Origin of the sequence: Butyricicoccus sp. OF27-2pH9A (genome assembly GCF_027693185.1) — a bacterium.
GTDB classification, from domain to species: Bacteria; Bacillota; Clostridia; order Oscillospirales; family Butyricicoccaceae; genus Agathobaculum; species Agathobaculum butyriciproducens.
In genome coordinates this window covers 1-13,991 of the sequence record NZ_JAQEXK010000010.1, presented here as the reverse complement: position 1 = coordinate 13,991, position 13,991 = coordinate 1, and the positions used below count along the sequence as shown (strand labels likewise).

Genomic DNA, 13,991 nt, shown 5'->3' with positions numbered 1-13,991 from the left:
CTATTTGGATAAACAAAACGGACGGAGTATTCCGTCCGTTTGCTGGTAACATTGGGTTAGTCCTCTTCGGCTTCCGGCTCTTCCTCGGCCTCAGTCTGAGGCTCCTCAGCCGCCGGTTCAGCAGCCTTGGGGGCATCGTCAAATGCATCCTGATATACCGAAGTGTCCGCGCACTCCTCTGCACATGCGCAGGAGGCACAGTCGGACTCGGCACGCATCATTTCTTCCAGCTCATCCATGGCCTTCAGTTCAGCCTCGTGGTAAACTTCCTCTTCACGCTTTTTCTGAAGCATGACAAGCGCTGCGGTAGCACCGGCTGCACAGGCAAGGCTGGTCAGCAGCAGACCTGCTTTCACCTTGGTAGAATTTTTCACGGTATCCACTCCCTCTCAAATGATGCGGAACTATTTTCATAATAAAAATCAATTAAACAAAATACAGCGTAAATGCCGATTAAGTGCTTTGCCTATACTTTACCATACGGACGGGGTAAAGTCAATGCTAATGGCACATTTAGCCGAGCTCATAGGCGCGCTTAATGCATTTATCGCAGGCTTCCGACACGATTCCGTACAGATCGCGGTCCTCAAGCACCTTCATGCCCTCAATGGTGGTGCCGCCGGGCGAGCACACCGCGCGGATCAGCTCTGCCGGCGTCTTATCACGGCGCAGCAGCATTTTGGCCGAGCCGATCATGGTCTGACAGATGAGCGTCAGCGCGTCGTCCTCGTTGATACCATGCTGCTTCGCACTCTGCACGAACGCGTCCGCGTAGGCATACAGGTACGCCGGAGCCGAACCGGCATACGGAATGACCTCATTGAGCATGTTCTCCTGCTCAAACGTGACGGTAACGCCCATGGTGTTGAACAGTTCACAGAGTTCGGACAGCTGCTTGTCGGTTGCGGCCGCATTCTTAACCAGCTGGGTTGCGCCCTCGCCGAGCATAAGCGGCGTGTTCGGCATCACGCGGATCATTGCGGTGTCCGCGCCGAGCGCACCCTCCAGCTTGGCGAAGGTCACGCCTGCGGCAATGGATACGACAAGCGGCTTTTCTCCTTCAAATTTCGCCAGATTCGGCAGGATTTCGTCGAAATTCTGCGGCTTGACGGCCAGCAGCACGATCTCGCTTTCTGTGTAGACCTCGGTATAGTCACCCGTGACGGCGTAGCCCTTGGCTGCATGAGCGGCGCGTTTTTCCTCGCTGCGGTTGAACATCAGCACCTGCTCAGGCGCAAAACGGCCTGCGCGCACTGCGCCTTCCGCGATGGCGGTACCCATGTTGCCGGCACCGAGAACACCGAATTTGTATTTTTTCATGTCAATACACCTCATTTATGGTTTATTTTCATATATGCTTAAATGATAGAAAGCAGCCCGTTCTGCGAAAGGAATGCTGCCGTTTCTTTCAAATTATGGCAGATAAAACAATCATATCTGATAAAAGATATTATAGCACAATGGACTTTTCCTGCAAACAGCTTGTGAAAAACTTTCGGATATGGTACAATAAAAATACTTTTATTTCATTATGGCTGTCATTTCGGACAGGCTAAAAGATATTGTATGTAAGGGAGTAAAACACAAAACATGGAACAAAAAAAGAGAAGCAGCTTCTCCAGCCGAATTGGTTTCGTGCTGGCGGCGGCAGGCTCGGCGGTAGGTCTGGGCAACCTTTGGCGATTCCCCTATCTGGCGGCACGGTACGGCGGCGGTATTTTCCTGCTGGTGTATCTCATTCTCGCGCTGACGTTCGGCTTTTCGCTGATGATTACCGAGATTGCCATCGGACGAAAGACCCGTCTGTCCTGTATCGGTGCGTACAAGGCGCTTGATAAGCGGTTCGGATTCCTCGGCTGGCTGGCGGCGTTCGTGCCGTTCATCATCACGCCGTATTACTGTGTTATCGGCGGATGGGTTATGAAATACCTGTTCACCTTTATCAGCGGCAACGCACTGGAGGCGGCCGACAACGGCGGATTTTTCAGCAGTTTCATTGGCTACGATGCGGGTTCGCTGTCCTCGACGATTTTCAGCTTAAATGGACCGACCCCGTGGTTCATCCTGTTCGTGCTCGCGACCACCATTGTCGTTATCTTCGGTGTTGAAAAGGGTATCGAGAAGGCGAGCCGTATCATGATGCCGATTCTCGCCATTCTGGCGGTCGTTATCGCAATCTACTCGCTGACCATTCCGGGTGCGCTGCATGGCCTGAAATATTATATTCTGCCCGATTTCTCGCAGTTTTCGGTATCTACCGTGCTTGGCGCGATGGGACAGATGTTCTACTCGATGTCGCTGGCAATGGGTATTATGATTACCTACGGCTCCTACATGCAGAAGGAAAATCTGCTTGAGCACTCTGTCACTCAGATTGAGATTTTCGACACGCTGTTCGCGTTTGTGGCCGGTCTGATGATCATTCCGGCGGTTATCGCGTTCAACGGCGGCGATCCGTCTCAGGTAAACAGCGGCCCGGGTCTGATGTTCATCACTCTGCCGATGGTATTCGACTCCATGAAGTTCGGCACCATTATCGGCGCGGTATTCTTCCTGCTCGTACTGTTTGCGGCGCTGACCTCCTCCATTTCGCTGATGGAAACACTGGTTTCCGTGCTGATGGACAAGGCACACATGAAGCGCAAGACGGCTACCATCGCTATTACGGCAAGCTGCCTGATCATTGGCATGCTGTCCTGTCTCGGCTATGGTCCGTGGGCAACGATTACCATTATCGGTATGCAGTTCCTCGATTTCTTTGACTTTATCTCCAACTCCGTGCTCATGCCGATCGTGGCGCTGCTCACCTGCATCCTGATTGGTCATGTAGTCGGCGCCAAGGTCATCGCAGACGAGGTAAAGGAGGGTGCCGGTTCGTTCCACCGCGAGAAGCTGCACCGCGTTATGGTGCGCTGGGTGGCTCCGGTGATGCTGGCAGCGATCCTCGCTTCGGAATTGGCAACAAAGGTATTCCACCTTTTCACAATTTAAAATCACTCTCACAGGAGAAAACCAATGAAAACTGTAACCATTTACACAGATGGTGCGTGCTCGGGCAATCCGGGACCCGGCGGCTGGGGTGCGATCCTGCAGTACGGCAAGGCGGAAAAGGAGCTTTCCGGCTCCGAGCCGTCCACCACGAACAACCGCATGGAGCTGCTCGGTGTAATTACCGCCCTCGAGACCCTCAAGGAGCCGTGCTCGGTCGATCTGTATTCGGACAGCAAGTATGTTGTTGACGGTATTACCAAGGGCTGGGCCAAGGGCTGGCGTGCGCGCGGCTGGGTTAAAAGCGATAAGAAACCCGCAAAAAATCCGGAACTCTGGGGGCGTCTGCTCGATCTGCTGGATAAACACGAGGTGCGGTTCCATTGGGTCAAGGGTCACGCGGATAATCCGTATAACAACCGCTGTGACGAGCTTGCCGTCGGCGAGTATCAGAAGTATAAGTAAGGCTGTCGCGAAACTACAGTTTCGCCGACAAGCAGGAACGGACCGTGGGCCGTTCCAAAGTCGTCCGAAAGTTCCTATACAGAAACTTTCTCCCTCCAGAAGTGTAAAAACCGAGATATATGCTCCCGGTTTTTACGAATTTGCGAAGCAAATTCTATTTTACGCGCGCTACAGCGCGAATTTGATGGAGCGACAGGAATATCCACTCTTTAGACAAACTGAACACCTTCTTCACATTTGGTGAGGAAGGTGTTATTTTTTGCGTAAAAAGGTCTCTTTTACGCCGATATAGAGTAAAACCACGCCGAAAGCACGCCGCAGCAGATCGGTGTCCACTCTTGCGGCAAGCAGCGCCGCAAGCACGGACGTCACCACGCCTGCCGGTACGCAGCATTTGACAGCTTCCCTTTCGATGAGTCCGTTTTTGCAGTGTGAAATCAGCGCTGCAGGCGCACACGAGAGAAAATACAGCAGGTTGATGCCGCCCGCCTGATACTGCCCTGTCCCTTCAAAAAGTGTCAGATACAGCAGCAAAAGTGAGCCGCCGCCAATGCCGAAGCCGCTTAAAATACCGGTCAGCAGACCGATTGCGACCGCAAGTACCGCGCTCACAGCAGCAGGACGGCACGGATGCCGCCATAGAGAATCAGCACGCCGAATGCACGGCGCAGCCAGTCCGCCTTTACCCTGCCGAATAGCTTTCCGGCCAGCACGCCGCCTGCCGCGCCGCCGAGCAGATACGGCACCGCCTGCCCAATCGGCAGACCGCCCTTTAGCCAGTAAATCACCGCTGAGACCGCGCACAGCGGGAAAATTACCGCGACTGAGGTCGCAAATGCGCGCTTCTGCTCCATGCCGCACCAGGAAATCAGCAGCGGCACGAGAAATAACCCGCCGCCCGCCCCGAAAAATCCGTTTGCTGCACCGGAAAGTGCACCGGTGACCGCATATTTTACTGAAATTTTCATAAAAGAAACCCTCCGGTGACAGTTTGCACCGAAGGGCTTGCTTTTATGTGTATTATTTGTCGGCTTCGCGCTCGCGTTCCTCTTCCTTTTTGAGCTTCTGCTCGTTGGCGTAAACACGGTTCTGCAGACGGCACAGCTCCTGTGCAAGCGGGTCCGGCAGGTTGATCTGGTCGAGCGCATACGCCGGAGACGGACCGACACGCTGACCGGCAATCTTAACGACGCGCGCCTTGATGCCGACAACCGTGGAATCCGGCGGAACCTCCTGCAGTACGACAGCATTCGCGCCGATACGGCTGTTGTCACCCACCTTGAACGGTCCGAGAACCTTCGCGCCGGTCGAAATGAGCACGTTGTTGCCAATGGTCGGATGACGCTTGCCGGTGTCGTGACCGGTACCGCCGAGCGTTACACCGTGGTAAATCGTGCAGTCATCACCAATCTCGGCGGTTTCACCGATAACGATGCCCATGCCGTGGTCAATAAACAGGCGTTTGCCGATCTTTGCGCCCGGGTGGATCTCAATACCGGTCATATGCCGTGCAAACTGCGACAGTGCACGCGCAAGAAAGAAATGCTTGTGCTTGTACAGCCAATGCGCCTGACGGTGGTAAAACAGGGCATGAAAGCCCTGATAGAGCAAAACAACTTCCAATGTGGTGCGTGCTGCCGGGTCACGGTCCCGGATCGAGCGTGCATCCTCGAGCAATCCCTTAAAAATCATAGTATCCCTTCCAAACTTTAGGGGTATAAAGCAGTATATGCAATCGGAAGATAAAAGGTTCCGATTGCCGTTTATGATACTTGCATAAACGAACGATAGTATCATTATAGACTCTTTTCGGTGAAAATTCAAACACTACGTTGAATTCCGTGAAAAAAGTGATATAATGTAAGAAGATTATGCTGAACGAGGTACGAAAATTATGAAAATTACTGTCATGGGACTGGGTTATATCGGCCTGCCGACGGCGATTACGCTGGCTGAGGCCGGTTTTGAGGTCTGCGGCTTTGACGTAAACAAAAATACCATCGAGACCCTGCAGGGCGGTCATATCCATATTGTAGAGCCGGGTCTGCAGGAAGCCTTTGAAAAGGCTGTTGCACACGGTCATCTGCATTTTTCCGAAGAGCTTGGCAAGTCCGATGTATTCTATATTTCGGTTCCGACGCCGTTCTTCAAGGACGAGAACGGCAGCCACAAGGCCGATCTGCGCTTTGTAGAGTCTGCAGGCCGTATGGCAGGCAAGGTGCTCGAGCCGTCCAATCTGGTCATTCTGGAGTCCACCGTGCCGCCGCACACCTCCGAGATGCTCGCGCGCGTACTGAGCGAGGAATCCGGCATTCCGATGAATGAGATTCACGTTGCACATTGTCCGGAACGCGTTATCCCGGGCAACATGATGTACGAGCTGAAGAACAATGACCGCATCGTCGGCGCCCGCACGCCGGAGGCTGCTGAAATGGCGGCATCCATCTACGAGAAGGTGCTTGAGAAGGGTGTCGTTCACAAGACCGACGATCTGACCGCCGAGATGTGCAAGCTGACGGAGAACACCTTCCGTGATGTCAACATTGCTTACGCAAACGAGCTGTCCGTCATCTGCGACAAGATGGGCATTGACGTTTTTGAGCTGATCAAGCTGGCAAACTGCCATCCGCGCGTTAACATCCTGACCCCGGGTGTCGGCGTTGGCGGCCACTGCATCGCAGTTGACCCGTGGTTTATCTACGAGCAGTTCCCGGCGGAGGCGAAGGTTATCCTTGCGGCACGCGAGCGCAACGAGAACAAGCCGCACTTCGTCGCTGACAAGGTTGTAGCAAAGATGAAGAAGGTAACCGACACGGTCGGTGTGCTCGGCCTGTCCTATAAGCCGGACGTTGACGACCTGCGTGAGTCGCCGTCTATCGAGCTGTGCCACATCCTGCAGGAAAAGGGCGTAAAGGTTATCGCGTGCGAGCCGTTCGCCAAGGATACTGAGGTGCAGAACATCCCGAACGTATCGTTCGAGGAGGTTCTCAAGGCAGATTATCTGGTCATCACACTCGGTCACACGCTGTTCAAGGAGAACAAGGACAAGATTGCAGAGAAGCCGTACTTCGACTGCGTTGGTATGATGGAATAATTTCGCAAATAACAGAAAGCCGCCTGTCCGGGCGGCTTTCTGTTATTTGAAGTAGGAATTAGTCGTTAGAAATGAGTCATTATGGGTGTTCTGCCGCTGAAATCCGGTTCATATAATGCGGAACAGGGGAGAGGTGGGATGCCGATGGACGATATCTTACAAGTAAATGAGCGGCTGCGCGGCCTGATATGGGGCGCGCCCATGCTGATTCTGCTGCTTGGCACCGGATTGTACTTCACGGCGGTGACCGGAGTTTTTCAGGTGCGGTACTGCGCGCTCTGGCTGCGGAAAACGCTGTTTTCCTGCTTTACCGGTGCCGCAAGACGGACAAGCGGCGGCGTTTCTCCGTTTGCGGCCATGTGCACCGCACTTGCCGCAACGGTCGGTACGGGCAACATCGCAGGCGTGGCAACCGCGCTGACGCTCGGCGGTCCGGGCGCGGTGCTCTGGCTGTGGGTGAGCGCCTTTGTCGGTATGATGACGGCTTTTGCGGAGAACACGCTCGGCATGCTCTACCGTGAAAAGGGAAGCGACGGCAGCTGGCGCGGAGGAGCCATGCTGTACCTGAAAAACGGTCTGCGCAGTCCGCTATTGGCGGGAGCCTTTGCGCTGTTCTGCGTGCTGGCCTCGTTCGGTATCGGCAATATGAGTCAGTGCAACTCAATCGCGCAGGGACTTTCCGGCTCGTTCGGCATACCGAGCGGGATCGTCGGCGCGGTGACAGCGGTTTTGCTCGGCGCGGTGCTGCTCGGCGGCCTCAAACGGCTGTCCCGCGTGACGGAAACGCTCGTACCGTTCATGGCGCTGTTCTACATGGGCGGTGCGGTCGCTGTGCTGTGGGTGCATCGGGCGGCGCTGCCGCAGGCATTCGCGCAGATTTGCTCGATGGCATTCGATACGCGGGCGGGCACAGGCGGCGCGCTCGGCTACGGCATGACGCAGGCCATCCGCGCGGGCGTGTCGCGCGGCGTATTTTCAAATGAAGCCGGGTTGGGCTCGTCCGTCATGGTGCATGCCGCCGCAGACGCAAAAGAGCCGTGTGAACAGGGGATGTGGGCGGTTTTTGAGGTGTTCTTCGACACGATTGTGATGTGCAGCGTCACCGCGTTCGTCATTCTCACGAGCGGGGTATATGACGTAAGCCGCTACGCGCTCGCGTCCGGAACGCCTTTGCTTTCTCAGCTGACAACCGGTGCACAGCTTACCGCAGAGGCGTTCTCCACCGTATTCGGACGGTTCGGCGGGGGCTTCGTTGCGGTGTCGCTCGCGCTGTTTGCATTCTCGACCCTGCTCGGCTGGTCGTATTACGGGCAGCGTGCAGCGGCCTATTTGATGGGGGAGCAGGTAATTCCGGTCTATAAGGCGGCCTTTCTTCTGGCGGCGGTAGCGGGCTGCATGATGCGGCTGGAGCCGGTGTGGGCGCTCAGCGACACGTTCAACGGCCTGATGGCGCTGCCTAATCTGGCGGGCGTGCTGGCACTTCGGCGGCAGGTGATTGCGGAATGGTGTCGCTATAAACACGATTTATGACGTTAAACCATTGCAAGTTGCACAAAAATATCCTTTCGGACGGAAAAAACAGGATTAGCACTTGTAAATCCGGTTAAATCCATATAAAATAGAATGGAATTGCGGACACGATTTGTCTGCGTATAAGGGGGAAATAAGGAATGGACGTTACGGCAACTGTTTGGACACTGCTGCCACCGATCATCGCAATCGCGCTTGCACTGATTACGAAGGAGGTTTACTCCTCGCTGATGATCGGTATTCTTTCGGGTGCGCTGCTCTATACGGGCTTCCATCCGCTGAAAGCCGTCGAGACGACTTTCACCATCATGGGCAGTAAATTGGGAGATAATATCAATATTTGTATCTTCCTTGTATTGCTCGGTATTCTGGTTTCACTGATCACAAAATCGGGCGCATCACGCGCATACGGTGAGTGGGCGGTCAAAACCATTCGCAGCCGGCGCGGCGCGTCGTTTGCGACCTCGTTCCTCGGAATGTTCATTTTCGTGGACGATTACTTCAACTGCCTCACCGTCGGCACGGTCATGCGCCCGGTGACGGACAAGTACAGCATTTCCCGGGCAAAGCTGGCGTACATCATCGATGCAACGGCGGCTCCGGTCTGCATCATCGCGCCGATCTCCTCGTGGGCGGCGGCGGTCGGCTCGTCCCTGCCGGAATCGAGCACGCTGGACGGCTTCTCGCTGTTCCTCAAGACCATCCCGTTGAACCTGTACGCGCTGCTCACGCTGGCGTTCCTCATCTGGCTGATGGCTGCTGATTTCGACTTCGGCCCGATGAAAAAGTACGAGCTTGCGCATAAGGATGATGATCTCTCTCTGATTGAGGAGACCCACGTTGTAGCCGGCTCGGGCAAGGTTTACGACCTGATCCTGCCGATCAGCGTACTGATCGTGCTCTGCATTGCAGGCATGCTGTACACCGGCGGCATTCTGGACGGCGCAAACGTTGTTGAGGCGTTCGCAAACTGTGATTCTTCCACCGCGCTGGTGCTCGGCTCGTTCTTCACGCTGCTGTTTACCTTTGTGCTGTACATCCCGCGCAAGGTGCTGTCCTTTGGTCAGTTCTGCGAGGCTTTCACTGAGGGCTTCAAGGCGATGGTTCCGGCCATCCTCATCCTGACACTGGCGTGGACGCTGTCCGGTGTGTGCCGCGACGAGTACCTCAACATCGGTGGCTTCGTATCCTCTGTGGTGAATGCGGAATCCACCATCGGTATGTTCATGCCGGCGGTATTCTTCCTCATCGCGCTCGGTCTGGCCTTTGCGACCGGTACCTCCTGGGGCACGTTCAGCATCCTGATTCCGATTGCTATTGCGGTATTTGGCGATGCACCGTCCACCATGCTGGTCATGACCGTGGCAGCCTGCCTGTCCGGTGCGGTCTGCGGCGACCACATCTCGCCTATCTCGGATACGACCATCCTCGCCTCCGCGGGTGCACAGTGTAACCATATTGATCACGTTTCTACGCAGATGCCGTACGCGCTGATGATCGCGGCGATTAGCTTTGTCGGCTTCCTCGTCGGCGGTGTGACCGGAAACGGCATTCTGGCGCTTGGCGTAGGTGCGGTACTGTTGGTGCTCACCATTGCGGTTATTACCGCACGGCAGAAGAAAAAGGCGTAACAACGTCAATTAAAGTCGTAAAATTATGCTCTCCCTTCGGGGAGAGCATAAAATTGCAATAAACCCCATTTTATCCGGTCAAAACCGGATAAGCAGACTCCCGAAAGAAGGTATCCCGTTTGACCACTGACCTTACCGTCGGAAAAACGTCACAGAAGCTGTTCTGGTTCTCGATTCCGCTGCTGCTCAGCGTCGCGTTCCAGCAGCTGTACCAGATGGCTGACTCCATCATCGTAGGCCGTTTTGCCGAAACTGTAGAAGCCGGTGAGCTGGCGCTGGCCGCCGTCGGCGCCAGCTATCCGATCACACAGCTGTTTGTTGCGGTCGCAACCGGTATCAACATCGGTACCGGCGTGCTCGTCTCGCAGCTGTTCGGCGCAAAGCGCTATCTGCGCATGAAGACCGCCATCTCGACCGCACTGCTCACCACTACGGCGGTAGCGCTGCTGCTGACGCTGATCGGCGCTGTCGGCACGACGGGCATTATGAATGCGCTGTCCACGCCGGAGAATATCTTTGCGGACGGCTCACTGTATCTGCGCGTGTATGTGTTTGGTCTGCTGTTCCTGTTTATCTATAACGTGTGTACGGGTATCTTCAATGCCATGGGCGACAGCCGAACGCCGCTGATCCTGCTTGTGCTGTCCTCGGTCGGCAATGTCATTCTGGATATGGTATTTGTTGCCGGTTTACACTGGGGCGTTGCAGGCGTTGCATGGGCGACATTTATCGCGCAGGGCGCGTCCGGTATTCTGGCGTTTGTGCTGCTGCTGCGCCGTGTGCGCTCGTTTGATACGGGCAACCATTTCGTGCTGTTCGCGCCCGAAATGCTGCGCCGCCTGACCAACTACGCCGTGCCGTCTATCGCACAGCAGAGCTTCGTATCGGTCGGCAATGTTGTCATCCAGTATTACATCAACCTGTGCGGTGCGACCGTTATCGCGGGCTTCTCGGCGGCAAACCGCGTCAACCAGTTTGCGCTGACCTGCTGCATGTCGTTCGCTTCGGGTCTGTCGAGCTACGTTGCGCAGAATATCGGCGCCCGCAAGATGGACCGCATCGGTCCGGGTCTCAAATGGGGTGCGGTGTATTCGCTCGGCCTGTCCGTGGTGTTTATGGCGATCTATCTGCCGTTTGCGAACAAGATCATCAGCCTGTTCGTTCCGGCGGGCAGTGCCTCCGGTGTTATTGATGTCGCACGAGGCTACCTGTTCACGGTTGTGCCGTTCTATCTGGTCGTATGCACCAAGTTCGTATGCGACAGCGTCCTGCGCGGCGCCGGCGCAATGCGTCCGTTCATGGTAACGACGTTCTCCGACCTGATTATCCGCGTGGTGCTGTCCATTGCACTGTTCTATGTGGTCGGCAACGAGCACGGTATCTGGCTTAGCTGGCCGATCGGCTGGTTCCTCGGCTCGGGTCTGTCGGTGTTCTTCTATAAGTCCGGCGCATGGAAAAAGAATCTGCCTACATTCTAACCGGCCGTAAAATTGTAAATGAAAGGGTTTCCTATCGGGAAACCTTTTTTCATGCCTGTTTATTAAGAATCTGCATAACGACACGGCTGACAATTTCTCGCTTTAGGGCAGGGGATTTCTACATTTCATTCCCCTAAAACTGCATTTCGTGAAAAAGACGTTCCGGCTGATCGAAAATCTGCTATGGTATAAGCACAGCAGACAACGCGGAAGGCGCGGACAGCACTGTCGGGTAACGGCTTCGATACCGGCTGATGAATTGCAGGGTCGCAGCTTCCGCAATATGAAGAACAACTCCTCATAATTGAGATACCCCGCCGGATGGAAAGCGAGTATAATTCCATTCGGCGGGGTACTGTTTTGCACGGAAAAAACGAGGCGCGCATGCCGTTCACAGGAATGGTGGGAGCACCAGGGTTTTGAAATTGCGTGACGATTGCGACTCTGTGTGATATGATGGAGAAAACAGCAGGAGGCGTTTTGGTGAGGATACTTTTTGTTTGCCACGGCAGGATTTACCGGGCATGATGAAAAATCTCAAATCGTCTCATAAGCCCCGTTTTTAAGCGTTTTTTGTGTTTCAGTCTCAAATTTACCAAAGATTTACCAATATTTCTGGAGAGCCAGACTTGCAAAAAAATGAGCCAGAATGAGGAGATTAAAACATGGGCGAATTGAAATCAAGAATAACGGAAAACGGAATTGATTATATCCTTGTTGGGGATTACTACATCCCAGACTTGAAACTGCCGGAGGAACACCGCCCCATTGGAAAGTATGGACGGCTACACCGGGAATATTTAAGAGAAGCCCACCCAGCCAGATTGAACACATTGACACTGACCGGGGAGTTATGGACATACCTTGCAGACCTGAACGAACAAGCACAGGAACGGTTAGCCACCATCATGGAGCAGATGAAAGCTGTCGAGGGCGTGACAGAGGAATTAAAGCGCACTTCTCAAATGGAATGGGTGCAGCGTTGCAATAACATTCACAACCGGGCAGAAGAAATTGTTTTGCATGAGATGATTTATTCATAACGGTATGATAGAATGATTACTGTTAAATTAGAATTGGGAGATGCCTATGAACAAGTTTTTGAATGATATAAGGAGTGCCGAAAATCCTATATCTGGTAATAGAAAAATTATAAATACCATAGCTGTATTGTTCCTTGGAATAGCTTTGGGGACTTTTTCAAAATTTTTGGATTTTCGTCAAACTGAACTGCCAAGTGTGCTTATGGCAATAGATGGGGCATTAGATGTTCATAATTTCCTTGGGCGTTTTGAAATTTGGGTATTGATTGCACTGTGTATTTCTATTTATAGTAATTCTGCAACAAGAGCAAGTGTTAATGTTTTTGCGTTTTTTGCTGGCATGGTTGCAAGTTACTATTTGTATTCAAACTATGTCGCAGGATTTTTCCCAAGAAGCTACGCTATGATTTGGTTTGGCTTTACCATGATTTCTCCGTTCTTGGCATTTGTCTGTTGGTATGCGAAAGGAAAAAGCAGACCTGCATTTATGCTATCAGTATTGATTTTAGCAGTATTGTTTAACATGACTTTCGTATATGGATGGGGATATTTCGAAGCACGCTCTGTTTTAGAATTGATAGTCTTTATCATCGGACTTACTGTTTTGAGGAGGGACACATTGAAAAGTTCTGTGCTAATGGGAACAATTAGTATAGTTCTTGCAGTTTTACTTGATATGGTTATTCCATTTCATTTTGGATAAACAACTTCCAGTGTCGTTCTAAAAATTCAACTGAATAATCCCAGCAAAAACCGCTGCTACATGGAAGCCAACAAACCATGCAACAGCGGTTTTTCTTTACCGTTTTTTCCTCTGGCTAATAGGCGTTCCCATTTTCTTTGATTTTTTGAGAATCCGAATCAGCCAGCGAAATTCTTCGTCTGACAGATTTTTATAGTTGATACCAAGCTGCTTGCAGTAAAGAACAACCAGCTTTTCATCCCGGCTGCCCTTGAAATTTTCGACCGCTTCCAGATTTTCTTTCAGTTCATTAGCAACGGTGGTCTGGGGTGCACTCTCGCTGTCCTTTTTATGGGCTTCCCGAATATCCCGGATAATGAGATTGAGGTCATCCAGAACCATGTGGCTGAAATATTCATCATCACTGATATGGGCGGCTTGCAACACTTTCAAATGGGGGTCGTCTTCGCCAGGGCGATACCGTTCAATGATTTCATGCCGGACGGTATCGACAAGGGCGTTGAGGTTCTGAATCTGCATGGTGGCAATCCCATCCACATAAATCTCAATATCCGCAAGAAACTTGATAAAGTCCTTATGGGTGGCAAGTTCGCACAGCAGACGGTTGTTAATCCGACCGCTTTTCAGAAGTGCTACCATCTCATCACTCAAATGCAGCTCCCTTAATGGCGTGTTGATCTCCGCCCGGTTCTCTGTCCGGCAAAAGAGATAATCGAGGGACACCCCATAAAAATCTGCCAGCAGGATAAGGTTGCCATGATTGATTTCCTTATAGTCATCTTTTTCATAACTGCCAAGAGCCGATTTTGAAATACCCGTTTGCTCAGCCAGTTCTTCCAGTTTTAATCCTTTGTTTAATCGTAAATCTTTTAGCCGTTCCTGTATTGTAGTAGCTCCGTTCATTGAAGCAGTTCCCCCTTCTGACAACATTTATAACCGTTGAATTGATTATACCATATCAATTCCGCAATCGTGGAAATTTCTGATTTTTACCCCTAATTCCTACTTTGTGGACATACGGCATAGGGCACAAAAATGTTCTATGATACAGGTAGTTCA

14 protein-coding genes are annotated in these 13,991 nt (G+C 52.7%); 8 read left to right on the top strand and 6 right to left on the bottom strand.

The window, feature by feature from the left end; translation table 11 throughout:
* Positions 1–56: 56 nt before the first annotated feature.
* Both PG722_RS08750 and proC read right to left on the bottom strand, forming a co-directional pair.
* Entirely contained in the window at positions 57–374 is a 318-nt protein-coding gene (locus PG722_RS08750; protein WP_110435767.1) for a hypothetical protein, read from the bottom strand.
* Between the two features lie 139 nt (positions 375–513).
* Entirely contained in the window at positions 514–1,320 is an 807-nt protein-coding gene (proC, locus tag PG722_RS08745; protein ID WP_270580299.1) for a pyrroline-5-carboxylate reductase, read from the bottom strand.
* Positions 1,321–1,590: 270 nt separating this feature from the next.
* Between proC and PG722_RS08740 the strand changes: the two genes are divergently transcribed.
* Both PG722_RS08740 and rnhA read left to right on the top strand, forming a co-directional pair.
* Positions 1,591–2,991, top strand: coding sequence for a sodium-dependent transporter (locus PG722_RS08740; protein WP_270580298.1), 1,401 nt, complete (start codon positions 1,591–1,593; stop codon positions 2,989–2,991).
* 24 nt (positions 2,992–3,015) lie between these two features.
* Positions 3,016–3,453, top strand: a complete 438-nt coding sequence (gene rnhA, locus PG722_RS08735; protein WP_110435770.1) for a ribonuclease HI — start codon at positions 3,016–3,018, stop codon at positions 3,451–3,453.
* Positions 3,454–3,705: 252 nt separating this feature from the next.
* On the opposite strand, the gene PG722_RS08730 is transcribed toward rnhA, so the two are convergent.
* From PG722_RS08730 to epsC, 3 genes are read right to left on the bottom strand one after another with little or no spacing between them, the layout of a single operon-like run.
* A complete protein-coding gene (locus tag PG722_RS08730) occupies positions 3,706–4,065 on the bottom strand; it encodes a sulfite exporter TauE/SafE family protein (RefSeq protein ID WP_270580297.1) in 360 nt (119 codons plus the stop codon).
* Entirely contained in the window at positions 4,062–4,421 is a 360-nt protein-coding gene (locus tag PG722_RS08725; RefSeq protein WP_118360541.1) for a sulfite exporter TauE/SafE family protein, read from the bottom strand. The genes PG722_RS08730 and PG722_RS08725 overlap by 4 nt, the downstream gene beginning before the upstream one ends.
* Before the next feature lie 52 nt (positions 4,422–4,473).
* Positions 4,474–5,250 carry a serine O-acetyltransferase EpsC gene (epsC, locus tag PG722_RS08720; RefSeq protein ID WP_118761402.1) on the bottom strand — a complete coding sequence of 259 codons (777 nt, stop codon included), beginning with the start codon at positions 5,248–5,250 and terminating at the stop codon, positions 4,474–4,476.
* A 97-nt stretch (positions 5,251–5,347) separates the two neighbouring features.
* Here epsC and PG722_RS08715 point away from each other — a divergent pair, with 97 nt between their 5' ends.
* The 6 genes from PG722_RS08715 to PG722_RS08690 all read left to right on the top strand — a co-directional run bounded on the left by PG722_RS08715 (position 5,348) and on the right by PG722_RS08690 (position 12,932).
* Positions 5,348–6,547, top strand: coding sequence for a nucleotide sugar dehydrogenase (locus PG722_RS08715; protein WP_270580296.1), 1,200 nt, complete (start codon positions 5,348–5,350; stop codon positions 6,545–6,547).
* Between the two features lie 144 nt (positions 6,548–6,691).
* A complete protein-coding gene (locus PG722_RS08710) occupies positions 6,692–8,077 on the top strand; it encodes an alanine/glycine:cation symporter family protein (protein ID WP_270580295.1) in 1,386 nt (461 codons plus the stop codon).
* Positions 8,078–8,217: 140 nt separating this feature from the next.
* The gene (locus PG722_RS08705; RefSeq protein ID WP_270580294.1) at positions 8,218–9,708 is read left to right on the top strand and encodes a Na+/H+ antiporter NhaC family protein; all 1,491 of its coding nucleotides are present in this window, start codon (positions 8,218–8,220) and stop codon (positions 9,706–9,708) included.
* A 119-nt stretch (positions 9,709–9,827) separates the two neighbouring features.
* Positions 9,828–11,186, top strand: a complete 1,359-nt coding sequence (locus PG722_RS08700) for an MATE family efflux transporter (protein ID WP_118646646.1) — start codon at positions 9,828–9,830, stop codon at positions 11,184–11,186.
* Positions 11,187–11,851: 665 nt separating this feature from the next.
* Positions 11,852–12,229, top strand: a complete 378-nt coding sequence (locus tag PG722_RS08695; protein ID WP_090140870.1) for a TnpV protein — start codon at positions 11,852–11,854, stop codon at positions 12,227–12,229.
* 46 nt (positions 12,230–12,275) lie between these two features.
* Complete coding sequence (locus PG722_RS08690) at positions 12,276–12,932, top strand: hypothetical protein (protein WP_090140868.1); 657 nt, start codon at positions 12,276–12,278, stop codon at positions 12,930–12,932.
* Between the two features lie 96 nt (positions 12,933–13,028).
* Here PG722_RS08690 and PG722_RS08685 read toward each other — a convergent pair whose 3' ends face one another.
* Positions 13,029–13,835, bottom strand: a complete 807-nt coding sequence (locus PG722_RS08685; RefSeq protein ID WP_002594811.1) for a helix-turn-helix domain-containing protein — start codon at positions 13,833–13,835, stop codon at positions 13,029–13,031.
* Positions 13,836–13,991 lie beyond the last annotated feature (156 nt).